Annotated in this window: 25 protein-coding genes and 2 pseudogenes; 14 read left to right on the forward strand and 13 right to left on the reverse strand. The window is 65.2% G+C overall.

Annotated elements, in window-relative coordinates; translation table 11 throughout:
• Positions 1-631 precede the first annotated feature (631 nt).
• The gene (locus tag ACTXG6_RS33695) at positions 632-967 is read right to left on the reverse strand and encodes an STAS domain-containing protein (RefSeq protein ID WP_445183416.1); all 336 of its coding nucleotides are present in this window, start codon (positions 965-967) and stop codon (positions 632-634) included.
• A gap of 448 nt (positions 968-1,415) precedes the next feature.
• Positions 1,416-2,561, reverse strand: coding sequence for an IS701 family transposase (locus ACTXG6_RS33700; protein WP_445183417.1), 1,146 nt, complete (start codon positions 2,559-2,561; stop codon positions 1,416-1,418).
• 983 nt (positions 2,562-3,544) lie between these two features.
• Here ACTXG6_RS33700 and ACTXG6_RS33705 point away from each other — a divergent pair.
• The 8 genes and pseudogenes from ACTXG6_RS33705 to ACTXG6_RS33740 form a co-directional block, all read left to right on the forward strand.
• On the forward strand, positions 3,545-4,312 hold the full coding sequence (locus ACTXG6_RS33705) for a VIT1/CCC1 transporter family protein (RefSeq protein WP_445183418.1): 768 nt from the start codon (positions 3,545-3,547) through the stop codon (positions 4,310-4,312).
• Between the two features lie 16 nt (positions 4,313-4,328).
• Positions 4,329-4,688, forward strand: a complete 360-nt coding sequence (locus ACTXG6_RS33710) for a hypothetical protein (protein WP_445183419.1) — start codon at positions 4,329-4,331, stop codon at positions 4,686-4,688.
• Between the two features lie 23 nt (positions 4,689-4,711).
• Entirely contained in the window at positions 4,712-5,563 is an 852-nt protein-coding gene (locus tag ACTXG6_RS33715) for a polysaccharide lyase family 7 protein (protein ID WP_445183420.1), read from the forward strand.
• Positions 5,564-5,648: 85 nt separating this feature from the next.
• The gene (locus ACTXG6_RS33720; RefSeq protein WP_445183421.1) at positions 5,649-5,906 is read left to right on the forward strand and encodes a hypothetical protein; all 258 of its coding nucleotides are present in this window, start codon (positions 5,649-5,651) and stop codon (positions 5,904-5,906) included.
• Positions 5,897-6,187, forward strand: coding sequence for a hypothetical protein (locus ACTXG6_RS33725; RefSeq protein WP_445190341.1), 291 nt, complete (start codon positions 5,897-5,899; stop codon positions 6,185-6,187). Before ACTXG6_RS33720 ends, ACTXG6_RS33725 begins: the two co-directional genes overlap by 10 nt.
• Complete coding sequence (locus ACTXG6_RS33730) at positions 6,103-6,315, forward strand: hypothetical protein (RefSeq protein WP_445183422.1); 213 nt, start codon at positions 6,103-6,105, stop codon at positions 6,313-6,315. The genes ACTXG6_RS33725 and ACTXG6_RS33730 overlap by 85 nt, the downstream gene beginning before the upstream one ends.
• Before the next feature lie 226 nt (positions 6,316-6,541).
• A complete protein-coding gene (locus ACTXG6_RS33735) occupies positions 6,542-7,084 on the forward strand; it encodes a TetR/AcrR family transcriptional regulator (RefSeq protein WP_445183423.1) in 543 nt (180 codons plus the stop codon).
• Between the two features lie 376 nt (positions 7,085-7,460).
• Positions 7,461-7,649 (forward strand): annotated as a pseudogene (locus ACTXG6_RS33740) (hypothetical protein); the annotation flags it as partial.
• A 166-nt stretch (positions 7,650-7,815) separates the two neighbouring features.
• Here ACTXG6_RS33740 and ACTXG6_RS33745 read toward each other — a convergent pair.
• The 3 genes and pseudogenes from ACTXG6_RS33745 to ACTXG6_RS33755 form a co-directional block, all read right to left on the reverse strand.
• Positions 7,816-9,021: an ABC transporter permease gene (locus ACTXG6_RS33745; protein ID WP_445183424.1), complete on the reverse strand. Its 1,206-nt coding sequence runs from the start codon at positions 9,019-9,021 to the stop codon at positions 7,816-7,818.
• Positions 9,022-9,424: 403 nt separating this feature from the next.
• Positions 9,425-10,139, reverse strand: a pseudogene (locus tag ACTXG6_RS33750) (IS3 family transposase); the annotation flags it as partial.
• Between the two features lie 792 nt (positions 10,140-10,931).
• On the reverse strand, positions 10,932-12,299 hold the full coding sequence (locus ACTXG6_RS33755; RefSeq protein WP_445183425.1) for an FtsW/RodA/SpoVE family cell cycle protein: 1,368 nt from the start codon (positions 12,297-12,299) through the stop codon (positions 10,932-10,934).
• 695 nt (positions 12,300-12,994) lie between these two features.
• Between ACTXG6_RS33755 and ACTXG6_RS33760 the strand changes: the two genes are divergently transcribed.
• Positions 12,995-15,283 (forward strand): transglycosylase domain-containing protein, encoded by a 2,289-nt coding sequence (locus ACTXG6_RS33760; RefSeq protein WP_445183426.1) that lies wholly within the window; start codon positions 12,995-12,997, stop codon positions 15,281-15,283.
• A 63-nt stretch (positions 15,284-15,346) separates the two neighbouring features.
• Here ACTXG6_RS33760 and ACTXG6_RS33765 read toward each other — a convergent pair whose 3' ends face one another.
• Positions 15,347-15,634, reverse strand: coding sequence for a MurT ligase domain-containing protein (locus tag ACTXG6_RS33765; RefSeq protein WP_445183427.1), 288 nt, complete (start codon positions 15,632-15,634; stop codon positions 15,347-15,349).
• A gap of 58 nt (positions 15,635-15,692) precedes the next feature.
• Here ACTXG6_RS33765 and ACTXG6_RS33770 point away from each other — a divergent pair, with 58 nt between their 5' ends.
• Positions 15,693-16,241, forward strand: a complete 549-nt coding sequence (locus ACTXG6_RS33770) for an IS630 family transposase (protein WP_445183428.1) — start codon at positions 15,693-15,695, stop codon at positions 16,239-16,241.
• Positions 16,242-16,683: 442 nt separating this feature from the next.
• Here ACTXG6_RS33770 and ACTXG6_RS33775 read toward each other — a convergent pair whose 3' ends face one another.
• Entirely contained in the window at positions 16,684-17,061 is a 378-nt protein-coding gene (locus tag ACTXG6_RS33775; RefSeq protein WP_445190169.1) for a hypothetical protein, read from the reverse strand.
• A 168-nt stretch (positions 17,062-17,229) separates the two neighbouring features.
• Between ACTXG6_RS33775 and ACTXG6_RS33780 the strand changes: the two genes are divergently transcribed.
• Both ACTXG6_RS33780 and ACTXG6_RS33785 read left to right on the forward strand, forming a co-directional pair.
• Positions 17,230-17,517 carry a transposase gene (locus tag ACTXG6_RS33780; RefSeq protein WP_445183284.1) on the forward strand — a complete coding sequence of 96 codons (288 nt, stop codon included), beginning with the start codon at positions 17,230-17,232 and terminating at the stop codon, positions 17,515-17,517.
• Positions 17,514-18,398: an IS3 family transposase gene (locus ACTXG6_RS33785; protein WP_445183283.1), complete on the forward strand. Its 885-nt coding sequence runs from the start codon at positions 17,514-17,516 to the stop codon at positions 18,396-18,398. Before ACTXG6_RS33780 ends, ACTXG6_RS33785 begins: the two co-directional genes overlap by 4 nt.
• Here ACTXG6_RS33785 and ACTXG6_RS33790 read toward each other — a convergent pair.
• The 5 genes from ACTXG6_RS33790 to ACTXG6_RS33810 all read right to left on the reverse strand — a co-directional run bounded on the left by ACTXG6_RS33790 (position 18,363) and on the right by ACTXG6_RS33810 (position 22,154).
• Entirely contained in the window at positions 18,363-18,599 is a 237-nt protein-coding gene (locus ACTXG6_RS33790; protein ID WP_445190170.1) for a DDE-type integrase/transposase/recombinase, read from the reverse strand. The genes ACTXG6_RS33785 and ACTXG6_RS33790 overlap by 36 nt on opposite strands.
• Before the next feature lie 25 nt (positions 18,600-18,624).
• The gene (locus ACTXG6_RS33795; protein ID WP_445183429.1) at positions 18,625-19,851 is read right to left on the reverse strand and encodes an IS110 family transposase; all 1,227 of its coding nucleotides are present in this window, start codon (positions 19,849-19,851) and stop codon (positions 18,625-18,627) included.
• A 166-nt stretch (positions 19,852-20,017) separates the two neighbouring features.
• Positions 20,018-20,542 (reverse strand): IS3 family transposase, encoded by a 525-nt coding sequence (locus tag ACTXG6_RS33800; protein ID WP_445183430.1) that lies wholly within the window; start codon positions 20,540-20,542, stop codon positions 20,018-20,020.
• 39 nt (positions 20,543-20,581) lie between these two features.
• Positions 20,582-21,634, reverse strand: coding sequence for an IS110 family transposase (locus tag ACTXG6_RS33805; RefSeq protein WP_445183362.1), 1,053 nt, complete (start codon positions 21,632-21,634; stop codon positions 20,582-20,584).
• A gap of 208 nt (positions 21,635-21,842) precedes the next feature.
• A complete protein-coding gene (locus tag ACTXG6_RS33810) occupies positions 21,843-22,154 on the reverse strand; it encodes a transposase (protein WP_445183363.1) in 312 nt (103 codons plus the stop codon).
• 508 nt (positions 22,155-22,662) lie between these two features.
• Here ACTXG6_RS33810 and ACTXG6_RS33815 point away from each other — a divergent pair.
• Positions 22,663-23,163 (forward strand): hypothetical protein, encoded by a 501-nt coding sequence (locus tag ACTXG6_RS33815; RefSeq protein ID WP_445183431.1) that lies wholly within the window; start codon positions 22,663-22,665, stop codon positions 23,161-23,163.
• Here the strand turns inward: ACTXG6_RS33815 and ACTXG6_RS33820 are convergent.
• Positions 23,121-24,341 (reverse strand): ISL3 family transposase, encoded by a 1,221-nt coding sequence (locus ACTXG6_RS33820; RefSeq protein WP_445183432.1) that lies wholly within the window; start codon positions 24,339-24,341, stop codon positions 23,121-23,123. The two genes, ACTXG6_RS33815 and ACTXG6_RS33820, sit on opposite strands and share 43 nt — an antisense overlap.
• Before the next feature lie 204 nt (positions 24,342-24,545).
• Here ACTXG6_RS33820 and ACTXG6_RS33825 point away from each other — a divergent pair, with 204 nt between their 5' ends.
• Entirely contained in the window at positions 24,546-24,857 is a 312-nt protein-coding gene (locus ACTXG6_RS33825) for a transposase (RefSeq protein WP_445183363.1), read from the forward strand.
• Positions 24,858-24,945 lie beyond the last annotated feature (88 nt).

Here is a 24,945-nt window from a genome sequence, read left to right on the forward strand (position 1 = left end):
GGCACACGAAGAAGGCCCTCGGGCACCGTAAGCGCAGCCCTTGGCGAAGGGTGTCTCAAACGGTGGTCGAGGGCCGATTCACCCTTCCTCGAGCGGGGGCAGATGGGTCTCGGCTCGAGGTTCCGACGTACCGTCCTCGCCTCCCCGACCCACGACGCCCTCAACCTCCTCGCCAGCTAGGGTGCCACGCCCGACCGGCCGGAGGTCGCCCAGACGAATCCCCGAACCGGACCGCACCGAGGTAGCACGAGGCGGCCGGACCGACGGTCGTAGGGCGCCCGTTCGTCAGCGTCGGATCCGGGTGTCATTCCGCCCGGGGTCATGCCCCGGCTCGGTCCGAACTTCGAGCGCGGAGCCTTAGCCACCAATTGCAGCCAGAAGCCGAAACGTCGGTCGGGTCTTGATCGACTCGACCGACGTTTTCGCAGCTCAATGGCGGTTGCGGTGGGATTTGAACCCACGAGGGCTTGCGCCCTACACGCTTTCGAGGCGTGATCTTGTGCGTCGGATAAAGGACCTCTGTCCAGTAGGTGGAACGGGAACGTTAGGTGTCCGTCGGCCCTCGCCGCTGGTACGTCAGAACGTGATGACGTACCAGGCCCGTGAGCGGGGCGCTGCCTTACCGGTGTGATCATTCGTCCTGGATTGGTCCGGCGGCGACGGCGTGCTCCACAGTGTCGAATAGTCGCAGAGCCTGGAGGTGGGCGTCCTCGATCACGCGTAGCACCTGCTGGTGGCGGTCCCCGATGACAATTGCTAAGGGCCAAGGCTGGTCGGCGAACCGCGACGCCACATCGGCGAGTACGTCCAGTCCGACGGGGTCCAGGAACGTTACCTCGCGCAGATCCAGCACGAGGCCCGTGGCCGGGCGCAGCAGGAGTTGGAGTCTGGCCGCATCAACGCCGTGGATCGAGCCAGAAACCGTCAGAACGGTGCAGCCGTTCACGACACGAGCCGACCAATGCATGCGACACGCTCCTCACGTTGGATGTCCACCAACACTTCGGTTCGGCGAACCGGGCCCGGCCGCGGGATCAAACGGCAAACGTGCTGTTGGTGAGCGCTCAGGTCGTGGAGGGACTAGCGGGGCGACGGACCACGACCCGTCGGGCGTTGCGAGCAGTGTTGTGACACAAGGGCCGCGCCCAGCGTCACGAGTGACCGTGCATTCCACGGTCCCCGACGATGACGGCGCCATCGGCCTAACCTCGGACCGAGGTGGAATCGAGTCGTCAGCTAGTACTGCAACGGCAGTTAGGTGAGTAAGTATCCGCGTCGTCGATAGTGGCTGAGGCGGGCTTGGTGTTGGCGTTTTCTGCGCCAGTAGGACCAGGACCAGACGTGCTCGATGCTGTGGGTGTGTCGCAGGGCGAGGTGGACAAGCAGTCGCCGGATCTCCGGTAGCGTGAGACTGATCATGTGCTGGTTGTCGGTACTGGTTCCCCCTTTGTGAGCTGCGCTTTTGTTCCGGCGAGCCAGGCCAGGGCGAGCATCGACAAGGTGATGTGGGCATGCCAAGCCCGCCAGCTGCGCACCTGGTAATGATCAAGCCCGGCCTCGTTCTTGGCCTGCTGGAAGCACTCCTCGATCCGCCAGCGCGAACCGGCGATCCAGGCCAGATCGACCAAGGTGGATCGGCGAGGCCCGAAACAGACGTAGTAGGCGATCTCACCGGGCGCCTGGCCAGGCTCAGTGATCTTGCGTCGAGCCAGCAGCCAGTGCCCGCGCCCGGGCACCCAGCTGATGCGGATCGAGACACGTGCCCAGTCGTAGTCGCGGGGCCCGTGCGCGCCGGCGCCGACCGACAGCCGCCGCCACGCCCGAGCCGGGAGCTCGCGGATCAGTTCCTCGGCGCGGCGCTGCCCAGCGTCGCGGGTGATCAGTGTGTCGTTGCATTTGGTGGCCAGCACGTAGGGCGCATCATGCTGTTCCAGCCACACCCGCAGATACTTGACCTGGCCATACGCCTCATCAGCGGTGACCCAGCCGAACGGCACTCCGGCCGCGAACGCGCGCTGCAGCATCGCCATTGCCTGGCGCGGTTTGGTCGCGAACTCGACGTCGTCGGGTATCCCCGCCGCGCGACACCGCTCCCGATCAGCCGTCCACACCTCGGGCACATAGAGCTCACGGTCGATCAACGCGTGCCCGCGCGGGGTGGCGTAGGCCAAGAACGTGCCGATCTGGCAGTTCTCCACCCGGCCCGCGGTGCCCGAGTACTGCCGCTGCACCCCGGCCGAGCGGACACCTTTCTTGAGGAAACCGGTGTCATCGAGGATCAACACCGCGTCCGAATCACCGAGCTGTTCCACGACATAGTCGCGGACGTCATCGCGGACTCCGTCGATATCCCAATCGGCCCACCGCAGCAGCCGCTGCATCCCGTCCGGAGAGCCCTCACCAGCACGTTCAGCCAGGGTCCAGCCATTCTTGCGCTCCAACCCGGCGACCAAGCCAGCCACATACTCCCGCATACGAGCCCGCGGCTCAGCCCGCGCGAACCGGCCAGCTACCCGAGAATGCAGCCGGTCCAACTCCACCACCGCAACATCAACCACCACACCAGCAATGATCTACCACCAGTCAAGCAACTGCCGTTGCAGTACTAGGCCATCGACTGATCGCGGTCGCCCCCGCCGTCGAGGAGTAGGTGGGGATTTGGTGGAATGACCAACCTCCTGCGGCTGGGTCCAGGGTCCAAACCAGGTCGTAGCAGTCCTCGGGCCAGGATGTCGGTGGTGTGGGAGCCACGGCCGCTAAAGCGGTTGCGATAACGGACAGTTCGCCGTGTCGCCAGCAGATCAGGGTCGGTTCGCTACGGCTGACCAACTCCCGGGCCAGCGCCGTTTCGTCGCCTTGCCGAATTGGGTGTTGACCGGCACTCCGAGGTGGGCGGCCAGCGGAGTGACGGTCTGTAGCGTCCGCGAGCCTTCCCCGGCTGTGTCGCTAGCCGCGTAAATCGCGGTCGGCCGAGCCAGACCAGGACAGGATGCCCCGGTCGCGCGCGCGAACAGCTCGAACAACGCGCCAGCGCGAATCCAGCCACGCACGGTCAGCGAGTCAATGGTCACCGGCATCCCGATGGAGATCGTTCATAGACCCACCTCAGTCCGGAGCGAGACGAGCCCCAGCTGTACCAGGACATCGACGCTGTGGGCCCTGGTGCGGCCGGCGATCTCTGTGCCCGTCGTCTGGGCATCGGCGGGCGGGCCGGCGGTAGGGTTCCGGCAAGGAACACCTGGTCGGCCCATTGAGAATGTCCGAACCGGTGCGGAAAAGTGGTCGGGCTACGCGATGTGGTGTCACCACACCGGCCCAGGCACCAGAATCCTCAAGGACTGACATGCTCATCATGGTCTTACTCGCTCTCGGGTTCGCGCTCATCTTCAGCAACTGACTTAACCTCCAACGATCCGGGACCACCCCCGGCTAGCCCGCTCGAAGCGACGGCAGACCGCGACGTGCGGGAACCGTCCAGGCCAGAGAAGGCCAGGGCAGCCTCCACTCCCTAGACGCGCCCACTCTGGAGCGTTTCAGTGGTGGCATGACCGCAGAGGATGGAGCCGAGCCGTCCCCCGACCAGATCCAGGCTGCGGCGGAGAATCAGCCGACGCACTCCGGCGAACCACACGCCGGCGGTGGGTTGGGACGATTGAACTGGCTGCGCGCCGGTGTGCTCGGAGCCAACGACGGGATCGTGTCCGTCGCCGGCATCGTGGTCGGGGTGGCCGGGGCCACCGCCGCCCGCGGGCCAATCTTCACCGCGGGGCTGGCCGGGCTGGTGGCCGGGGCCGTGTCGATGTCGTTGGGCGAGTACGTGTCGGTGAGCAGCCAACGCGACAGCGAGACCGCCGAGCTTGCGCAAGAGAAACAGGAGCTCGCCGAAATGCCCACAGCGGAGCTAGCCGAGCTGACCGCCCTCTACGAGGCCAAAGGCCTATCGGCAGCTACCGCGCGCACCGTCGCGGCCGAACTCACCGCCCACGATGCGCTCGCCGCGCATCTGGACGCCGAATTGCATCTAGACCCCGCCGACCTGGCCAATCCCGTCCAAGCAGCGGCCGCGTCCGCACTGTCGTTCACCATCGGCGCGCTGCTACCGCTGCTGGCGATCCTGCTTCCCCCGCCGGGCTGGCGGGTACCGATCACCTTCGTGGCGGTCCTGATCGCACTCGGAATCGCCGGGGCCCTCAGCGCCCGCATCGGGGGCAGCAACGTACACCGCGCCGTGGCCCGCGTCGTCATCGGCGGAGCCATCGGACTCGCCTTCACCTACGGCATCGGTCACCTCTTCGGCACCGCGATCGGGTAACCGCACCGCGGATTCGATGGAGGTCGTCCGCGCACACCTGGAGCGCATCGCGGCGGTCGGTGACCGGGTCCACGCGATCGTGACCCTGTTTGGCCGACCAAGCGCTCGCCGCTCCAGCGGTGGTGAGTCTCCGGCGACCGCCAGCGGCATTTCACCGATCGGCCTCGGCAGCGATACGATCTTCGTGCGCGGCCGGCCCCACGACACCGTGATCGTCGCGCTGAAGGCGACCCGCGGACCCTCGACCATTGGACGCTCGAAGCGATGGCCAGACGTTCATAACCTGCTCCTCCTGCTTATTGATCGAACAGGCGGCACCAGTGACCTCGCCAGCACGACTATGCCTCTCCTCGAGGACAGTCCGCCGTCACAATGAGTGCCCGCGCTAGCGTGGGCGCGGTGAAACGGCTAGGACACCCCAGCAAGCTCTCGGTACTGCGTGACCGCCGATGGGTCGCCACCGCCATGGTCCTGGGAGTCCTGCTCTGCGGCGGACTGTGGACCACCCTGGCCCACTCCGGCGGCGGCGCCTCAGAATCCCAGACCGCCGCACCCGCGACGCCCGCGAGCCCACCACCGCTTCCGCCGCCTGGGATCGCTCTGTCCGGCTGGAAGCTGAGCCTGCCCGAGGCAAACGACAAAGGTGATGCCGCCTCGATCGAACCGGCGGCCTTCAAAGAGCCGTGGATGACCGCCCTCCCCGACGGTGGGTTGATGTTCTGGGCACCCACCTCCGGGGCGACCACCAAGAACTCCACCCACCCGCGCACCGAGCTGCAGAGCCTCCACTACTTCAGCGCCGGCACCGGGGTCCACACCCTGGCCGCCTCGCTGACTCTGCTGCAGCTACCCCAAGACGGCGGGGGCATCATCCTGGGCCAGATCCACGGGGCCGGCCCGATCAGTTCCGTCCCGTACGTGATGCTGCGCGTGCAGGACAACAAGCTGCGGGTCGTGGTCAAGCAGGTCGGCAAAGGCAAAAAGCTGATCAACTACCCGCTGCTGGACAACGTCGGGCTCAATAACCAACTCGATTACACCATCACCGACCTGGGCAACGGCAGCATGACCTTCTCCGCCACCTACAACGGCCAAACCCGCCAGAGCACCGCACCCGTCCCCACCAAGTTCCTAGGCAAGACGGTCCGCTTCCAGGCTGGCGACTACCAGCAAGCCAACAGCTCTAGCGGACCCCAGGACGGCGGCCGGGTCGTCTTCCACCGCCTCGCCCAACAATCCACCAACCCCTGACGTCAACCCATGACAGACGCACACCAGTAACCCGGGCCCGGCCGTTGATGTGTCCGCTGCCTTGCAGCCACCGTGAGGACCTGCCATGCCCACCAACGGCCAGCTCTTGATGACCATCGACGTGCAGCAGCTTTTGATGACCATCGACGTGCGGCTGTTGATGACCATCAACGGCCTGACCCGATCCACGCCGTGGCTACAACCAGTGATGTCGAGCTACGCAACAGTGTCCGGCATCGTGGTCTTCGCCGAGCTGATGTTCGCCGGCTGGTGGATCGGTCGAAAAAAACGGACCCGCGGGCCATCGCTGCCGCATTCTGGGCGCCGATCGGCATGCTCCTAGCACTCGCGATCAACCAGCCCATCACCACCATGATCTCCGAACGACGCCCGTACATGGTCTTTCCCGAGCTGCTGGTCCTGGCCCAACACAGCCTCGCCTTCGGCTTCCCCAGCCACCACGCCGTGTTCGCCGGCGCGACCACCGCCACACTGTTCCTGGTCAACCGAGCCAACTCGGCTGCTGGGCCGCCCTGGTCATGGCATTCGCCCGCATCTACATCGCCGCCGCCTACCCCTCCGACGTCCTCGCCGGACTACTCCTCGGCGCCGCAGTCGGCTTGATCAGCTTCCTACTCATTCGCCGCCCCTTCCCGCGCCTGCTCGGCGCGGCCGACCCAACGATCTTCCGCCCACTCATCACTGCCACACCACGAACCTGGCGAGCAGAACCGATCACGGAAGCCTTCTGACAGGCAATGGCGCGCACCGGAGTGTCTCAACTGCGGCTGAAACGGTGGGACACCTGCCAGGAGAACGGACGTTTCGAGTCGCCGCCGCCCATCCACTGTCGCCATGCAGCGGCCGGCGGCGTAGGCGATCGCCCAGGAACGGTCACGGAGCCGTTTCTCTTCGAGCCTCCTGAGGAAGCACTGTGACTCAAACCGCCTGAAGTGCAGCAGGAGTAGCTTTCCGGCTATGCGCGTGGATGCGGCCCGGAATGTTGACGCAATACTCCGAACGGGTGCCCGGCTCCTCGCCGAGGACCCCAGCACGAGCATCACCGCGATCGCGGCTGAGGCCGGAGTCAGCCGGCGCCTGGTCCACCGACGCTTCGCAACTCGAGAGGCACTACACGACGCCGTGGTCCACACCAAACTCGATGCGATCGACGCAGTACTCGCCGATGCCCGATTGGACAGCGCACCGGTTGCGGTAGCTCTGCACCGCTTCGTGGAAGGAATCATTTCGGTGGTCCGTCGCTACCCGATCGACCCGGAGCAGATGCGCGACGACGCCGAGTCCTATGCCCGAATACTCGAGCAGCATGGACGGATTGCCGATTTCTTGCGGCGGGCCATGAACGAGGGACTCATCCGGACTGGCCTGCCCGACGGGATGGTCCAGGCCCAGCTACGCCAGATCATCGCCCTGCTCGCGCACCAGTTTCCCGACCACGATCCCGGGAAAGCCGCGGACATCGCCGTCGACACCTTGCTCAGCGGAATGGGCCGGAGCTGACCGGCGGCCCAGGGCGGAAGCGACCAGCGTTCGAACATGGGGCGCTGAATGTGGGCGGTCACGAGAGCACGTCTCGGATTTCTCACAGTAATGAAGAACGCATGAGTGTTCTTTCTAAGATGACGACATGCCGGACACGGCATCTTGGCCTGGTCGTCGCCACAAGAGCACCGGTTTCCCCCGAAGTGCCAGGAAGACCCTAGTAAAATCGACGATGGGATCGCCACGGTTACCACGGTGCGGGAGGGATACCAAAGGGTGCGACCCTCCCGCCGCGCGGGGATCAGATTTCGCTACCTTCTTGATCGTCCGGTCCGTACGGGTCTGGGCATCCAGAGGCACCGGATGGCCTTCACAACTGTTCATCCGGCGCGCCGAGAACGCCTCCGGACACGGCATCGGTCTGGCCCTGGCGCGCAGCGTGGCCGAAGCCGAGGGCGGCCGGCTGCGACTCAGCCAACCGATGCCACCGACCTTCACCCTATTAATCCCTACCGCCGCGACCGACCACCCGGAGCCGGACTCGGCGAACGACCAGTCAGAGCCCAACGCCGTAACGTCTTGAATCAACATCACGATCTTGGTCACCAACAGTCGGACCTTGCCACGAATTGCTGTGGTTTACGGACTCCTGACGGACTGGCTGACGATCATCGGCGGCGCAGCCTACGCTGCTAGCTTCCAGACCCAGACAAGATCACGAGTTGCGAGCCGCAGCAGGAGGGTTGATCTCATTGGAAGCGGAGTGCTTCGACGGGTTGGAGTCGTGCTGCTCGTAGTGCCGGGTAGCCGCCTGCGACGAGGCCGATGACGATGCTGACGACGAAGGCGATTGCGACCGCTGTGGGGTTGACGTCGGGGGTGCCATATTTGGGGGCGATGCGCGGCACGAGTTGCGCGGCGGCGAGGGTACAGCCGACGCCGCAGCCGACGCCGGCGAGTCCGCCGAGCCCGGCGAGCACGATGGCTTCGGTCAGGAACTGTTTCATGATCGCGGCCGATCGGGCGCCGATAGCTTTGCGGATGCCGATTTCGCGGGTTCGCTCGGTGACCGATACGAGCATTATGTTGGCGACCCCGAGTCCGCCAACGACTAGCGAGATCGCGGCGATCGCCACAATGAATATGCTGATGAAGCCCAGGGTGTCATTCATTTTGTCGAGTCGGTCTTGCATGTTCTTGACTCGATAGTCGCGTTTGGAGGGATCCTTGATTAGATGGCTTACGTCGAGAGCGGGGACTATCTCGTTCATTGCGGGCATCACTCGAGCAGGGCTGGCGGCTTTGACGATGATTTGGAAGAGTTTGTTACCGCCGCCGAGAAAGGAGCGGGCCGCTTTGAGCGGCACCACCGCTGTATCTTGATTCTGCCCGGAGGAGACGAGGACGCCGGTCACGGCAAAGTTCTCCCGGCCCACGCGGACCTGCGCTCCGATAGGCGAGCGCCCGGTCGCGCCGAAAAGCGCGGCGGCGACGTCGGGGCCAAGAACGACCACCCGCTGGTCGCTCTGTTGATCGCTGAACATCTCGCCGGCGGCCAACTGCTGGTCGGTGATGGTGAGATAGTCGCTGGCTGATCCGGTGACCGCCACTTGATACTTGCTTTGCCCGTACGTTGCCATCGCCGGGCCGGTGACCACCGGGGTGACGCTAGCGAGGTCCCGCGCTCGGGACAGGTCTCGCAGCGCCTTCACGTCGAGATCGGTGAGGTCGTGAGTCTGACCGCCGAGCACGCTTCCGTCGATTCTTTCCACGGTGATCTGGCTGGCCATGGGCGCATAGGCGGCCGCATAGCCGGCCTTGAGGCCATCGCCCAAACCAACGAGAACGATCACCGCGGTGACGCCGATGATGATGCCAAGCGTCGTGAGAACGGAACGTAGTTTGTGCGCGCGCAACGATCGCGCGGCGACAACGCAGGTTTCAGTGATATTCATCAGGTGACCAGGTCGCCGGTCTCGATCGTCAATATGACGTTCTTAAGTGCCCGATAGGGCAGTGTGATCCATCGGTAGAGGCTGGTGGCGTGCTCCACTTCGATCATCCGCTCCTCGCATTCAGTGCTGTCGCCGATGCGAGGCGGTGACGGCTCTCGAATCGACCCGAGAGCACTGCGCGAAACCGCCCAGCCGCAGGCCGGTCAAGGTAGCCACCGCCGGGGTGGGCGAGCAAGGGGCGAAGGCTAGTTCTCAGTTGATCTGAGGTTCAACACGGCCGGGGTCACCTCCGGCACTGGTCTGGAACTGCAACGCGGACGAGCCGGCCTGTAAGCCGGACTCAGATCGGTCCCGACTAGGATCGTTGAATCGCCCGGGGTGTCCGGAGACTCGTTGTTCTGAGTCATCCGGCCTCGGCGAGGTCGGAGTTGTGAAGACGGTAGTAGGCCTGTTCGAGTTCAACGGGCGGAAGGTCTCCGTTGGCTTCGAGCAGGCGGTCGTTGTTGAACCAGTGCACGTAGTGCAGGTTGCGGCTTCGACCTCGTCGACAGTGCGCCAGGGCCCCGCAAGGCTTGATCAGCTCGGTCTTGAACAGCCCGATCACGCTCTCGGCCAGTGCATTGGCGTTGGCACCGCCCACTGACCCCACCGAAGCATCAATACCGGCCTCGGCCAGGCGCTCGGTGAACGCGATCGCGGCGTACTGAGCTGCCGGCGTCGTTGTGATGGATCAGTCCGGCCAGATCAGCGGCGCCGCCACGGAGTCGGGTCCAGACGGCCTGTTCCAGCGCGTCGAGCATCAGCACGGTGTTCGTCGAAGTGGCCGTGCGCCAGCCAAGGATCCGGCGAGCGTAGGCGTCAATGACGAACGCGACGTAGGCCATCCCGGCCCAGGTCGGGACATAGGAGAAGTCCGCCGCCCATAGCCGGTGGGGTGCTCGTGGCGTGAACACCCGATTGACCAGGTCCGGCGGTCGAGTCGCAGCCGGATTCGGTGTCGTGGTGCGGACCCGCCGTCCCCGCCGCACACCTTGTAATCCCAGCTCACGCGTCAGACGTTCAACGGTGCAGCGGGCCACCGGGGTGCCCTCCCGGTTGAGCGCGAGCCATACTTTCCGACCACGACCTCGAGCACGGCTACTGCACCTACACGTTCTTCGAGCAGTGTCCGCACCGGATGGCTTGCGCTCGTTGCGTCTTCGTACACCCCTAAGGCGGCCAGCAAAGGCTAGCTACTCGAGGCCAAGGACAATCTTCAGCGCATACTGGCCACGATCCCTCTCAGCGATGAGGAGCGGGCAGCCGTCGAGGAGGACAGACGCCCTCGACCAGCTTCTGGAGCGGCTGATCGACATTCCCATACCCGCCGGGCCACTCCACGCGAGCTCGGCGTCCCGGCGACCGCGACCCTGCTGCCGATCACCTCGGCCAACCAGGGCAAACAGAGCTGATCTTGACAAATCAGATTCCACGTAATGATCTTGCTGCCGGTGCCTTCGACTCGGCCGTTGGATGGTGATGCTCGCACGATCCGACACCGGGCGCCCACAACGCCTGCCAGGAACGGCAATCGGAGACTCACGTTCTGGCAATCCCGAACGTCTGGCGAACGAAACTGGGTGCTGCTGCCTTCGGCCGCCGGCGCCGGGTTCGCCAGGATCACTTCGTTAAGGCCGCGGGTTTGTTCGGGGAGTCCCACCGGCCACCTCGGCCAGCCGCCGGCGGTTGTTGCGTACGTAGCTGCGTAGCTGGTCGAATGCATGGTACATAAGCACTCCGGAGTGTTGGGCGAGCACTCCTTGGCTTGCTCGATGATGACCCGGCTGCTCAGCGCGGCCTTCAACTGCGCGTTGAGGACCTCGCTACGGCGGATCGTGTCATTGGCACTTGGACTCAGCCTCACACCCGGATCACCGTTGTGAGCGGGGTCGGCTCACCAGTTCGGTCGAGGCCGCCGCTAGCGGTGTCCTCGGGCCGGGTGGCACGGGCACAGGTCGGCGGGCCGCGTCAGACACCCTGAGCAAAAGTGCGACGAGAATGTAGTTGGCCAGCAGTGAGGATCCTCCATACGACAGGAAGGGAGTTGTCAGACCAGTCAGTGGAATGAGATTGGTGACGCCTCCCACGACCAGGAAGACCTGCAGTGCAATCGTGAACGACAGGCCCGTCGCCAGTAAGGTGCCAAAAGAATCACGGCAGGTGAGAGCAGCCTTGAATCCCCGGATTACCAAGAGTAGATAGAGGATCAGCACAGCGGCCAGGCCGAACAGACCGAGTTCTTCGCCGATGGAGGAGGAGATGAAATCGGCATTGGCCAACGGGACGAGATCCGGGCGACCCGCGCCCAGCCCGGTCCCACCCATGCCACCGGTGCCCAGTCCGAACAAGGCTTGGGAAACCTGATACCCGCCGCCGACGAAATCGGTGGCCGGGTCGAGCCAGACCTGCACGCGGACCCGCACATGAGCGAACAAGTGGTAGGCGACTACCGAGCCGACGGCGAAGAACACCAGCCCGATCAGGACCCACGACACCCGCGAGGTCGCCACATACACCATCGCGAGAATCACACCGAAGATCAGCAGCGAAGCACCCAGCTCACGCTCGAGGGTGAGCACCCCAACCGAGATGCCCCACGCCACCAACAGCGGAGCAAGATCCCGCACCCGAGGCAGATCCATGCCCAGAAACCGGCGCCCCGCCGAACGGAACAACTCACGCTTCGCGACCAGGAACGCCCCTACAAACACGATGATAAGGATCTTGGCGAACTCGCCCGGTTGCAGGGAGAACGGTCCCAACCGCAACCACAGCTTCGCGCCGTTGACCTGGGAAATACTGGCAGGCAGGAGGCCCGGAAGCATCAACAGGCCAAGACCCGCGAACCCTAGGATGTAGGCGTAGCGGGCCAGCACGCGGTGATCACGGATCCGTATCAACGCCGCCGCCAGCAACACCACAGCCAGCCCGGTCCACGCTAGCTGCCGGGTCGCATTCGCCGAGGGCGCCGAACTGCCCAACTCAGCAGCATGCAACGCCCCAGCCAGATCCAACCTGTGGATCATGACTAGGCCCAGTCCATTGAGCAACGCCACCGAAGGCAAGATCAACGGATCGGCATACGCGGCGGTACGGCGCACGACCAGATGAGCCACCACGAACAACCCCAAATAACCCACCCCCAGGTACACCAACGGCGCCGAGAGCCGCTGATTCTGCTGCGCCTCCACCAACACCAGCGCGATTGTTACCAGCACCGCGGCGAACACCAACAGCATCAACTCCACCCCGCGAACCCAAGACAGACCCGCGGATCCCGACCCCTGCGAGGACTCCGACACCACCCCGCGACACTAGAACCCGCCCGGGCATGTACGCGAACGATCGGGCCCGTGCATGAGTGGGAAGCTCAGCTGTTCATACCGAGTTCCCGCCCCGGTTCTCCCCTCCGCGTGGACGTCGCCGGTGATTTGGGTGTTCGCTCGATCAGCACCTTGAATGGCCTCAGCCTCGAGAGGGCAACGATGATCTGCTGGCTCTGGTTTTCCAGCTGCTGGTAGCTCTGACCGACCGCGCGGACGTCGACCACGTTGCAGGTTTCCTCGAGGTACGCGTGTGCGCGGTGCGCGCGTCGGCGACGATTGTGGCATCGCCGCGACGACCCTCCGGTGCCCCCACCGTGGAATTTGTTCTCTACGAGTTGTCGCCCTTCGTAGCCGATCGCGCCCGTGAATACTACTAAGGGAGCTGATCCAGAACTTGCTGTCACCGAGGAAACGACTTCGAAGACGCATTACTAAAAGATCAACAACTGATGCCGCGTGAGATACTGAACCGGCGGCTGCGCGACGGCGAGCTCGGTCGTGGAGGGTGGTAAAGATTCCAAAACGGTCCGGCCACCAACGCCGGTGTGGACCGCGTGCGGCGGCTAGGCTGCGATGCTATGCCCCGCGCGATACCGCAGAGTCGGTTGGTGCGGAAGTTGCTGGGTTTGTGTGTGCTGGCCGGGATCTTGTTGGCTGGGATGGTGTTTCCGGTCGCCGTCGGCGCTGGTGTGGCGTCGGACCAGGCCGCTGATGCGGTCGCCAGCGACTCAAGTGTGCTGACCTATGATCAACTTCCTTCGGCCAGCGTGGTGACCGACTCGGCGGGGCTTCCCATTGCCTACCTCTATGAGCAGAACCGCACGGTGGTGCCCGCGTCGCGGATCTCGTCGGCGATGAGGGCCGCGATTGTGGCCATCGAGGACCGGCGGTTCTATGAGCACCACGGGGTGGACTGGGTCGGCACGATGCGTGCGCTCGTCGCCAACTCCGCGTCGGGACAAGTCGTGCAGGGCGCCTCAACACTGACCCAGCAGTACGTCAAGGATTACCAGCTCTTCGTCGCGGCGAAAACCGAGACCGACCGTCTCAAAGCCACTCAACAGACGGTAGCGCGCAAGTTACGAGACATCCGCACAGCCCTTCAGCTGGAAAAGGAGATGACCAAGGAGCAGATCCTGGCCGGATATCTGAACATCGTCTTCCTGGGCAACAATTCCTACGGCGTCGCCGCCGCCGCGCGCACCTACTTCAACACCACCGCCGACAAGCTGACCGTGCCGCAGGCCGCGCTGCTGGCCGGCATGGTGAACTCCACCTCCGCTTACGACCCCGCCGCCCACCCGCAAGCAGCCACCGGCCGACGCAACCTAGTCATCAAGACCATGCAGACCCAGGGAATGATCACACCGGTCCAGGCGGCCAAGGCGATCGCCAGTCCACTCGGCGTGGTGAACCCGCTCAACCCGCTCCCCAACGGCTGCATCAGCGCCGGCGACAACGGCTACTTCTGTAAGTACCTCGTTGAATACCTGACCGAGTCCGGGCTTTCCACCGAACAGCTCGACCGGGGCGGCTACACCATCCGCACCACCCTGGACCCCAACGCCATGACCCAGGTGAAGGCCGCAGTAGATGCGGAGGTCCCACCACGGCAGCCGCATGTGGCCGACGCGATGGCGATCGTCTCCCCCGGTCAGGACAAACACAGAGTTCTGGCCATGGCTGCCAACCGCACGTTCGGGCTCAAAGCCGACCAAGAAGAGACCAGCTACGGGCTGCCTTACCAGCCAGTCAACCTAGGCGCGGGATCCATCTACAAGATCTTCACCACCGCCGTCGCGCTGGAGAAAGGCCTAGGAATCAACTACGTGATGGACGTGCCGGCTAGCGGCTATGCCTCGCCGATATACCGCGATGGCGCAGGTCACTCGATCCCGGTGCACAACGACGGGCACTACCCGGCCGAACTAACCCTGCAGGATGCCCTGGCCCAATCCCCGAACACCGCCTTCGTGAAGCTGGAGGAGTTTACCGGGGTGGCCCCCGTGGTCGACATGGCGGTACGAATGGGACTGCGATCGCTAGCCACCACCCCCTTTATCAGCCCAGTCACCGGCAAACGCACACATCATTCCATCGCCGAGGTCACCAAGGCCCAACAGCTGGCCTCGTTCACCCTCGGCGACACTCCAACCAGCGTCCTGGAACTGGCCAACGTCGGCGCCACCCTGGACAGCTCCGGCACCTGGTGCCCGCCCAGCCCGATCGAGGAGGTCACCGACTCCTCCGGAAAGCCAGTGCCGCTCACCGAGCTGCCGTGCGAGCACGCACTCGATCCTGGGCTGGCCAACACGCTGCTCACCGGCCTGAGCCGCGACGTCATCGACGGCACCGCGGCAGTATCAGCCAAAGCACTGGGCTGGAGCCGTCCAATCGCCTCCAAGACCGGCACCACCGAGGAATATGAATCGGCCGGGTTCTTCGGGGTTGTGCCCCAAGCCGCCGGCGCGGTTATCGTCTTCGACGACTCACGCTCGCCCGAGCAGTTGTGCGACCCGGGCGGGAACACACCCCCGGTGGCCTGCTCCAGCGGCAACATCTACGGGGGCAAGGCCCCGGCCCGAACGTTCCTGCGCGCGATGAACGGCTATCTGGCCGGACAACCAGTGCTGCCGCTGCCATCCACCGACCCGCGCTACGTCCAGGGCGGCCAGCCATCGCAGGTACCCGAGGTGATCGGCAGGTCCGCTGCCGATGCCGAGGCAACGCTGCGCAAAGCGGGCTGCCAACCCAGCACGCAATATGTGGCTAACCGGGCACCGAAAGGAACGGTCGTCGGCCAGTCACCGCATGGCGTCGGCATGCCCGGCCAAACAGTCACGCTTCAGATCAGCACCGGCCAGGTGCCCCCACCGCCACCACCACCTGGGAGCTAGGACAGCCCAACACTCACTCAGGACCTCGGCTAGAACGCCGACACCGTCTAGCCTCGCAAGGCGTCAGCGCCCGGCACCCAACCGTTGTTGCAGGGCGTAGAAGGCGGTGTAGTTGGTGACCACGTCGACGTCGCCGGCCGGCAGACGGTCCGGGGCGGCGAGCGGGTCGGTTTCGGTGTGGTGATCGACTTCGGCGGAGCTGAGTCGGATTCCGACGCCGACGGCGCGCTCGCCGCTGGCCGCGATCGGGCGCCGGCCCAGGGCGGGGAAGTCGACGTCCCAGAGCCAGGAGGTGTCGCGCCCGTCGGGTGCCGGTGGTAGACACCCAAGACGGCCAAGGTCATCATGCAAGGGATCCCGGTCGCCGCGCGCTGGTGGTCGGTCTGTGAAATAACACCGTGTTTGTAGGATGCTGGTGATGATGTCGCTGCCGATGAAAGCTGGCGGGGCCGCGACGATGACGCATGACTACAAGCGCAACGGGACAATCGGCCTGTTCGCGGCGATGAACATCGCCACCGGTGAAGTCCTGACCGACTTCCACAAGGGCCACGCTGGCGTTGATGTCCCGCGGTTCTTCAAGCAGATCGACACCGCCGTCCCACGCGGTCTCGATGTCCACGTCGTCTTGGACAACCTGTCCGCTCATTCCACGCCCGAGATCATGAAATGGCTAGCTCACAAAGACCGGCGCCGCTGGCACTTGCACTTCACCCCGACGTCCAGTTCCTGGCTGAACCTGATCGAGCGCTGGTTCACCGAACTCACCGACCGGCGACTACGTCGCGGCGTGTTCACCAGCGTCGCCGACCTCACCAACGCCATCACCACCAGGGCCGAACACTGGAACGACGACCCGAAACCCTTCATCTGGAAAGCCACCGCCCAAGACATCATCACCAAAGTCCAGCGCGGCCGCACTGCCCTGCACCAGATCAAATTCCAGACGGACCACTAGATCATCCCAGTGTTCGAGACTGTAGAGACGGATCCCGCTAATAGTGATCGTTCAGCGCCAAGGCGGGCGCACCTGCCCAGAGCACCTATGTCGGCCGGGCACGAAGCAGGCCGATTATGCGGGCGCGACTAGCCGGACCGACTCGAGTCCCTAGGTGGTATCGGCCTGAGCCGAGCGATCATCTGAGCGCGTGCCCATGCTAGATCGGTACGGGTCCACGGGGTGGGCACCAACGCGGCCGGCAGCGGGATCGCCAGACTGATGGTCCGTTCGCCTATCCCGGGTCTGATCACCCGAACTACCACCCGGTGGGCATGTACGCGCTCGACCTTCGCCCACAGCACACCCGTCCGGAACGTGTCGCCGACCCACGGGTATTGCCGCGTGTCGCGGGCGAGGCCTTCCGATTGCACCATCACCACACCTCCGGTTGTACCCGGCCTCAGCTTCCCGCGACTGGTCGTTCCAAGTCGAGCCTTCTCAGCCCTTCGGCGCTCCGAACCGATCCGAAGCAAGGTACGACCTCGTCGGCATCGACCGATCTCCGAGGCATCCTGGCCGGAGCCCATCCGCGTGGACAGAGTCTGCTTGGAGTTGACCCGCTTTGACGGACACGGTGGTTGTGTCGGTCAGGCCGCGTGGGTGGCGGCGGTGTTTTCGTAGGCGGCCGGGCTGAGGTAGCCCAGGGCGGAGTGCCTGGTCTGATGTTGTACCACCCTTCAATGAAGTCGAAGATCGCGGCGCGCGCGGCGGCGTGTGTGGGCCAGGATCGATGTTCGAGTAGCTCGCCCTTGATGGTGGCGAAGAACGACTCGGCCAGGGCGTTGTCCCAGCATTGCCCGGTGCGCCCGACCGAGAGCCGCACGCCCAACTCGGTCGCGGTGCCGGCGAGCTGGGCCGAGGTGTACTGACAGCCGCGATCTGGACCGTTCCCGATCTTGTAGACAGCCGGTCGTAGACTGCCGCTGATCGCAGCGGAGGTACTCGCGTGGCGACACGCCGACACTTCACCCAGGAGTACAAGGACCAGGCCGTTAGCCTCGTGCTCAATTCCGGCCGCACTATCGCTGAGGTAGCGAAAAGTATCGGCGTCCACGAGATGACGTTGGGTAAATGGGTGAAGTCAGCAAGAGAGTCCGGTCGCACTCCTGACAAGGACTTGTCCGAGTCTGAACGTGCCGAACTGATACGGCTACGTAAAGAGATCGCCATTGTGAAGATGGAGCGGGACTTCGCAAAAAAAGTTGCCACCTGGTTCGCGAAGGAACAGCCGTGAAATACGCGGCGATCGCGGACTGGGCAACCGATGAGCAGTTTTCGGTTACGTTCATGTGCGACCAGCTCGGAGTGATCCGGCAGGGCTACTACCGATGGCTGACCTCAGGGCCGTGCCAGCGCGAACGCACCGACGCCGAGCTCACCGAGACCATCCGCGAGATCCACCAAGACCTGCACGGCCACCCCGGGGTGCGCCGGGTCTGGGCTGAGCTGGTCGTGCGCGGCGTGCGGACCGCTCCCAAGCGGGTCTGGCGCCTGATGCGTGCCGCCGGCCTGCAAGGACGCCACCCCCGAGCCTGGAAGAAGACCACCGTCGCAGGTCTACGCCCTATCGACGCCCCAGACCTGATCGGCCAGGACTTCACTGCCGACGCACCCGACACCCGCTGGTGTGGCGACATTACCTACGTCCAGACAGTCGACGGCTGGGTCTACACCGCGACTGTGATCGACCTGCACTCCCGCAAAGTGGTGGGCTACGCCGTCGCCGATCACCTGCGCACCAGCCTCATCGTCGAGGCCCTCGCCGCGGCACTGGTCACCCGTAAACCCCTGGCCGGGGTCATATTCCACAGCGACCGAGGCTGTCAATATACGTCCCGAGAATTCGCTAACTTCTGCACCGAGAACGGCGTACAGCGCTCAATGGGTCGGCGCGCTACTTGTTTCGACAACGCGGTCGCCGAATCATTCTTCGCAACCTACAAGAAAGAACTCATCCACACCCGGCCATGGAGCGGTGCGACCGAAGTACAACAACAGACATTCCTCTGGATCGAAAGCTACTACAACCGCCGCAGGCGACACTCCACACTCGCCTACTTGACACCCATCGAATACGAGCTAGGGTTCAGAAAACTTACCGAACTGGCAGCCTAAACCAGTGTCAATGAAATCGGGAACAGTCCAATCAGAGTGGAAGATCACCCCGGCAGCGGGGCGGCGGGCGGTGACCGCGTTGCGCAAGGCCTGCTCGACCAGGTCGGTGCGCAGGTGATCAGCGGTGGCCCAGCCGATGACGCGGCGTGAGGCGATGTCGATGACGGTGGCCAGATACAGCCACCCTTGCCAGGTGCGGATGTAGACACCCCACGCGGGTCAGGTGTCAAGCGGCGGTGTGTCCGGGCTCAGGGGTTGCTTGAGGCCAGGCAGTGGTCTCGTCGTAGACGATGTCGTGGTGGAGGCAGTGCCAGAGTTTGGCAAGGAGCTTGTTGGCGAGGTTTCGGAGTGCGGCGTTGTGGGTGTCGCCGGCGGCTCGGCGCCGGTCGTAGTGGGCTCGGGCGCCGGGTGACTTCGTCAGCGCGGCGAAGGCCCACCAGTGGCAGGCATCGCCAAGGCGGCGGTTGCAGATGCGGCGAGAACTCACCACTCGACTGCGCCCGGACGCTCGAGTGATCGGGGCGGTTCCGGCGAAGCTGCGCAGCCCTCGGGCATCGGCGAAGCGGTGCGGGTCATCGCCGAGTTCGCCCAGCACACGTGCACCCAGGACAGGGCCGAGGCCGGGCAGGCTAGTGATGATCGTGGCTTGGGTGTGCTGGTCGAACACCGCGGCGAGCTCGGCCTCGAGGGCATCGATGGCTGCGCTCATCGCACTGATGATCTCAATCAAACCCGTGGCGGCGACACCGAGAGCATGTTCGACCAGGCTGGGTTGGCGCAGCGCAGGTGCCCGCAGGGCGGTACTGATCCGTTCGGCGAGACCCTCGTCGTTGCGTCGGCCGGCCTGCTTGAGCAGGGTGACCACGCGCCGGGGGGTGATCCGCTGCGCCGCGTGTGGAGTGGGCGCCGCACGAAGGACAACCGCGGCGGCGCGGTGGGTGAGATTCGGGAACGCCACCAGTGCTTGGGGATAGTAGTTGTGCAGCAGCGACCGCAGCCGACTCATGGTCTGTTGTCGGGCCCAGATCGCCTCCTGGTGCTGGCGGGCGGCGACCTTGACCGTGCGCGCGAGGTCAGAGTCGGCGGGTAGCTGGCGGTGGACATGCCGGTCGGTGCGCAGGATGTTCGCCAGAATGGCGGCGTCGCCGGGATCAGACTTTCCGCCGGCCTGGCCGTACCGCTCTCGGTAGCGCGCCACCGCCCGCGGATTGATGGCAAACACCACGAATCCGACCGCGCGCAGCGCCGCAACCAGCAGCCCCTTATCACTCTCAATCGCCACTTCGATCGAGGTGGGCTCATCCTCGGCGTGCGCGGCCAGCAGCTCCATGAGCTGGCCGAATCCGGAGATGTCATCGCTGATGCGCGCACGGGCCACCACCGTCGCATCGTGGTCCACAATCGCGACGTCATGATGGCGCTCGGACCAATCAATCCCGCACGTCCTGGGCAAATCGGTTCTCCTCGAAGATCGACGGTTCAGATCAAGCCGAGGACCCGCGCGGCACCCTCATGGAAGCGCTCGGGGCGCGACACCTCACTAGCCGACTGCAGATCCAGCAACTGGCGGAGGTCACCGTCTACATAAAGATCTGACACGACCGGTGATGTCTCAGTGATCACTCCGCCAGCGGCTCGACCAGCACCCTGGCCGAACTGTCGCGCTGGTCGATGACGACCCGCCGACCTACCCATGAGGTGATGTCGCCGCACCAGCGCTGATCGAGGCCGAAGGCGTTGGGGGTGAAGTCCCGCTCGATCAGGTCCGGGCGCGTCGGTGCGGCCGGGTCAGCGATGGTGGTCTTGCGCCACCGGCGCGGGGTGCGCCCGCGCAGTCCGGCCGCGCGCATCAGCCGGGCGATCCGCTTACGGCCGTGCCGGTGGCCCTGTCCGGCGAGCTCGGCGTGTGCGCGCGGCGCCCCGTAGGAGCCATCGGAGTCAGCGTGGATCTCGGTGATCCACACAGTCAGTTCGGCATCCTCGCGTTGACGCGCGGTCCCTCCAGCGGCGAGCGCGGCGGCGTGGGCGTAGTAGGCGGACCTGGAGACCTTCAGCAGCCCACACGCGCGGGCAACGTTCCCGCCACCAGCCCCGTCGGTAGCGCTGCGCTGCTTCTCCGCCTCGATGAACGGGTAGACGTTCACCGGGTCTCCTTGATGCTCCTATGTCAAGCGCCTCGTCGTTCAGGCGGCCAGCGCGGTCACTATCGAGGCTGGGGCGGCGGCGAGCTGGTCGGTCCGCAGGGCGCTGAAGACGGTGTCGGAGAGCCGTCGCCGCAGCAGGCGCAGCGCCGCGGTCTTGTCCTTGCCGCGGGCGTGTTGTTTGGCGAGGTAGGCCGCGCCGGCGCCGATGCCACGGGCTTGGGTGATGGCGATCATGTGCAGGGCGCAGTTCATGGTCCGGTTGCCGCCGCGGTTGAGCCGGACCTTGCCCGCGCTGGCGCCGGACCAGACAGGCACGGGCGCGGTGCCGGTGAAGCGGGCGAACGCGTCCTTGTCGCGGAAGCGGTGCACCCCGGCGGTCTCTCCGATCATCACCGCCGCGGACAACACACCGCATCCTGGGATCGACAGCAAGCTGGGAGCGATCCGACGCACGAGGTCGCGTAGTTCGACCTCGAGGGCGTTGATCTGCCGGTTGAGCTCGTCGCAGCGGGCCAGCAGGTTGCGGGTCAGGCGAGCGACCACCCCGTCGACGCGGTCCAGCTCTACGCGCAGCCGCGCGACGACGCAATGACGACGCAACCCACGTGACGGAATCAGCAGATCGGGGTCGAGTTCATGCAGGTACCAGCGGATCTGTGAGGCGATCCGGGTGCGCTGCACGACCAGGTCGTGACGATGGTCGGACAGCAGCTTCACTTCCCGAGCGGGGCCGTCGAGTTCCGCGACCGGAAGATCCGGGTGCCGCAGGGCGGCCAGGGCGACCGCTTCAGCATCGATCGGATCGGACTTGCCCGGCTCCCTCGCCGCGCGGCGAGCCCCAGCCATCAGCTTGGTCGGAACACGAATCACTCGACACCCCGCGACCAGTAGATCGGCCTCCAAACGACGGGTGAGATGGCGGCAGTCCTCCAGCGCGAAGCTGACCTCGTCGAACTGGACCGACCAGCGGACCAGCTCCAAATGGCCATCGCTGTTGGTGCGGACGGTCTTCACCCCCAGGCGCCGACCCACGGCATCGACCGCGACGACGGTGTGGGTGCGCTTATGGGAATCGGTGCCGATCATGACCATGCGGGGGAACTCCTCACGCCGAACCGGAAGCAAGCAATCCCAGAACCGCGCGGAGCGGGCACGCCTCAATTCGGCTCAGTAGCAGGCTCCTATGAAGCCACGCTCCACGCGTCCTGGGCGCCCGGCGGAGCCGCACATCGAGGACAAGCCATCGCCATCGAACCGCGAGGCAGCGAAGAAACGAGCGAACCCCACCGGACGACCAAGATCATGACATTGACGCGAAGAAAGCCGTCGCCCGCTTGAGGATCTCCACGTCCTCACGCAGCCGGCGGTTGTCCCGGCGCAGAGCCGCGAGTTCCTCGCGTTCGCTGCTGGTCAAACCCCCGTCAACGCGGCTGCCCTCGTCGCGTTCGGCCTGCTTGACCCACTCCCGCACCGCGGTCTCGGTCAGGTCGAAGTCCTTCGCTACCTGGCCGACCGTGCGGTCCCCGGCGCGGCACCGCTCGACGATGTCGGACTTGAACTCCGGCGTGAACGAACGACGCGGCCGCGGCTTCTTCCTCGCCATGGTCTCCATGATGGGCATCCTCTCCAGGCCGAAGCCACAGATCGTGGATGTCCGTCACGGCGGGTCAACCCCAGCTCGACTCGCACAGCCAGTCGCCGTCGCTGGATTTGTAGGTGCCTAGGTCGCCGGCTACGGCGGAGTGTCGCACGGCCGCGGCCGCGTCCCAGGCGGCTCGGCCAGTACTGTCAGCGGCATCAGCAGCGCCACAAGGGCAGCAGCCAAGCTGACAAGAAGGACGGGCCGGCCCAGCCTACCGCCTCGCCAACTCAGCAGATCTTTTCACCATCATCGCGCCTGCTCACAGCCCTGACCCTGAATTTGTATCCCTCACGGCTTCTCAACCCACGGCTGACGCCCTCGTCTCGTTTCCCGACACACAAACGTCGCCGAAATGGCCATGCCTAGCTGCACCGATTCGCTAACCCCACGCGCCGATGCACCGAGCCGTGCGGTCAATTGCGCTCTATGCATGTCGCGGCCCACCCCACGAACCTGACCTTCTCGCTAAGGTGCGTGCGTGAGCACCCCGTCTGATTCCGGCAACTCCGCGGCCGCGACGGAGGCCGATCCGCGTGTGCGGCACCACCGGTCGTCGAACCGCCCGCTCGAATTCTGGGCGGCAGCGCTCCTGCTGACTTGTGCAGTGGTGCCAGTGGCGATCGTCGGTGTGGCACTGGCATTGCAGCCTGGCCTCGGCCCGGACCTGTGGCAGAAGATCACCGGCATGACTCTGTCACTCAACGTCGGCACCCAGCGTGGCGTGTTCGCTGTGATCGGGTTGCTGCTGGTCGTGATTTCCGTGGCGTTCGAATCGCTGGTGTGGTTGAGCGTGCGGCCTAACCGCGGCGCCCGCACCCTCACCACCGTGCTAGTGGCCCTGCAGGTGCTCGTGCTGGCGTTTGACATGGGCCGGCTCGGCGCCGACCGGGTAACCATCGCGATGGTCGTGGTGGCCGCGGTGGGCACGATCCTGCTCTACCTGCCCCGATCCGAGCGGTTCCTCGCCTCCCAGCCATGACCAGTACGGTGGCCGCCCGAACTGCTCACACCCCAGCGGGACGTCCACCGGTGGGAACCACAGGTCGCACTGGGCCAACTCCCCAGGCTCGTAGTCGGTGCGCGATGCCGGGTCCGGCGGTATGAACAACGGCCGCAGCTCCCGACGGCGTTGGTGCAGTTCTGTTCCCTGCGCATCGCCAGATAGCCGAGGTAGGGATCGAGTTGGCTGCCGCGCTTCGGGTTCTGGGTCAGCATTTCCTCGGCGCTGGCGGCTCGTGCGTAGCGCCGCATGGTGTTGCGCTGCAACCGCAGTTCCTTGCCGATCGCGTTCAGGCTCATGCCCCGCGCGAGCAGCGCGTGGACCTCGCCATGGCGTTGGCGGGTGACCTGAGCTCGGCGGCCCGGAACCTCACTCCGCTCTGTGGGCTCGATCGTATCCGGGGCGAATGCGCTGCTCAGGGTTGATGCCGCGAGTGCCGCCGGTTGGGCGCTGGGTTGTTCAGCCTGTTCGCGCAGGCACCCACGGTGGTTGCGGGCGACCCGGTCGACGGCGTCGGACAAGTTGCGGAACAGGTGCCAGCGATCGGCCACCTGGATCGCGTCCGGTGCGCCGACTCGGGCACCTTCGGCGTAGCTTCCAGCGCGGTCTCGGCAGATGACTTTCGCACCGGGATGGGCGCGTAGCCAGTCGGCGAAGGTCTCCGAGAGCCGATCCCCGAGCAGCTCCACCGGTTGGTGGGTGTGCATGTCGATCAGCACGGTGCCGTAGGTGTGGCCGCGTCGGAAGGCAAAGTCGTCGACACCCACCGCCGCCAGACTTCCCACCCCCGGCATCGGAAGGGCACGCAGCAGCCGCAACAGCGTCGAGCGTGCCACTTCGACAGACAGGGCTTGCGTGAGCCTCGCGGCCGGGCGCCCGCCCAAGGCCAGTGCCATCGTCTCCAGGGTTCGCCGCGGTAGCAGGGTCCGCCGGCCGTAGGGAGCGACCAGCTCGATAAACCGCTCGGCGAAGGTCTTCCTGCTGCAGGCCGAGCTGTCGCATAAGAACCGGCGGGCCTTCAGATGGATCATCAGGTCTTGGCCGCCAACTGCCATGTCGGCCAGCGGCCGCTCGTAGCGGCTATGCACCCGAGTGGAGAACACTCCGCAGTCTGGGCAGGCTGCCTTACCTGCCTCGGAGGTCACCTCGATCCGCACCGAGGGTCCCCGCGTCAACACTCGCTCGATCCGCAACCCAGCAAGGTGCGGGAACAACGTCGTCAATCCAAGATCGCTGCACGCTCCACCATATTTCGCGACAGCGCACGGACTTCAGCGCTACGTGACCGGCGTGTCACTGGGGTTGACCCGCCGTGACGGACATCCACGATCTGTGGCTTCGGCCTGGAGAGGATGCCCATCATGGAGACCATGGCGAGGAAGAAGCCGCGGCCGCGTCGTTCGTTCACGCCGGAGTTCAAGTCCGACATCGTCGAGCGGTGCCGCGCCGGGGACCGCACGGTCGGCCAGGTAGCGAAGGACTTCGACCTGACCGAGACCGCGGTGCGGGAGTGGGTCAAGCAGGCCGAACGCGACGAGGGCAGCCGCGTTGACGGGGGTTTGACCAGCAGCGAACGCGAGGAACTCGCGGCTCTGCGCCGGGACAACCGCCGGCTGCGTGAGGACGTGGAGATCCTCAAGCGGGCGACGGCTTTCTTCGCGTCAATGTCATGATCTTGGTCGTCCGGTGGGGTTCGCTCGTTTCTTCGCTGCCTCGCGGTTCGATGGCGATGGCTTGTCCTCGATGTGCGGCTCCGCCGGG

The sequence above is a fragment of the Pseudonocardia sp. Cha107L01 genome (genome assembly GCF_052566575.1).

What these genes read in the sequence shown, in the direction of transcription:
- ACTXG6_RS33720 (WP_445183421.1), top strand. Translation starts at nt 5,649, where the DNA reads ATGCCCACCAACGGCCAGCTCTTGATGACCATCGACGTGCAGCAGCTT.
- ACTXG6_RS33745 (WP_445183424.1), bottom strand. Translation starts at nt 9,021, where the DNA reads ATGAATATCACTGAAACCTGCGTTGTCGCCGCGCGATCGTTGCGCGCG.
- ACTXG6_RS33725 (WP_445190341.1), top strand. Translation starts at nt 5,897, where the DNA reads ATGCTCCTAGCACTCGCGATCAACCAGCCCATCACCACCATGATCTCC.
- ACTXG6_RS33705 (WP_445183418.1), top strand. Translation starts at nt 3,545, where the DNA reads ATGACCGCAGAGGATGGAGCCGAGCCGTCCCCCGACCAGATCCAGGCT.
- ACTXG6_RS33805 (WP_445183362.1), bottom strand. Translation starts at nt 21,634, where the DNA reads ATGGTCATGATCGGCACCGATTCCCATAAGCGCACCCACACCGTCGTC.
- ACTXG6_RS33710 (WP_445183419.1), top strand. Translation starts at nt 4,329, where the DNA reads ATGGAGGTCGTCCGCGCACACCTGGAGCGCATCGCGGCGGTCGGTGAC.
- ACTXG6_RS33695 (WP_445183416.1), bottom strand. Translation starts at nt 967, where the DNA reads ATGCATTGGTCGGCTCGTGTCGTGAACGGCTGCACCGTTCTGACGGTT.
- ACTXG6_RS33770 (WP_445183428.1), top strand. Translation starts at nt 15,693, where the DNA reads ATGCTGGTGATGATGTCGCTGCCGATGAAAGCTGGCGGGGCCGCGACG.
- ACTXG6_RS33730 (WP_445183422.1), top strand. Translation starts at nt 6,103, where the DNA reads ATGGCATTCGCCCGCATCTACATCGCCGCCGCCTACCCCTCCGACGTC.
- ACTXG6_RS33755 (WP_445183425.1), bottom strand. Translation starts at nt 12,299, where the DNA reads ATGCTGTTGGTGTTCGCCGCGGTGCTGGTAACAATCGCGCTGGTGTTG.
- ACTXG6_RS33810 (WP_445183363.1), bottom strand. Translation starts at nt 22,154, where the DNA reads ATGGAGACCATGGCGAGGAAGAAGCCGCGGCCGCGTCGTTCGTTCACG.
- ACTXG6_RS33825 (WP_445183363.1), top strand. Translation starts at nt 24,546, where the DNA reads ATGGAGACCATGGCGAGGAAGAAGCCGCGGCCGCGTCGTTCGTTCACG.
- ACTXG6_RS33735 (WP_445183423.1), top strand. Translation starts at nt 6,542, where the DNA reads ATGCGCGTGGATGCGGCCCGGAATGTTGACGCAATACTCCGAACGGGT.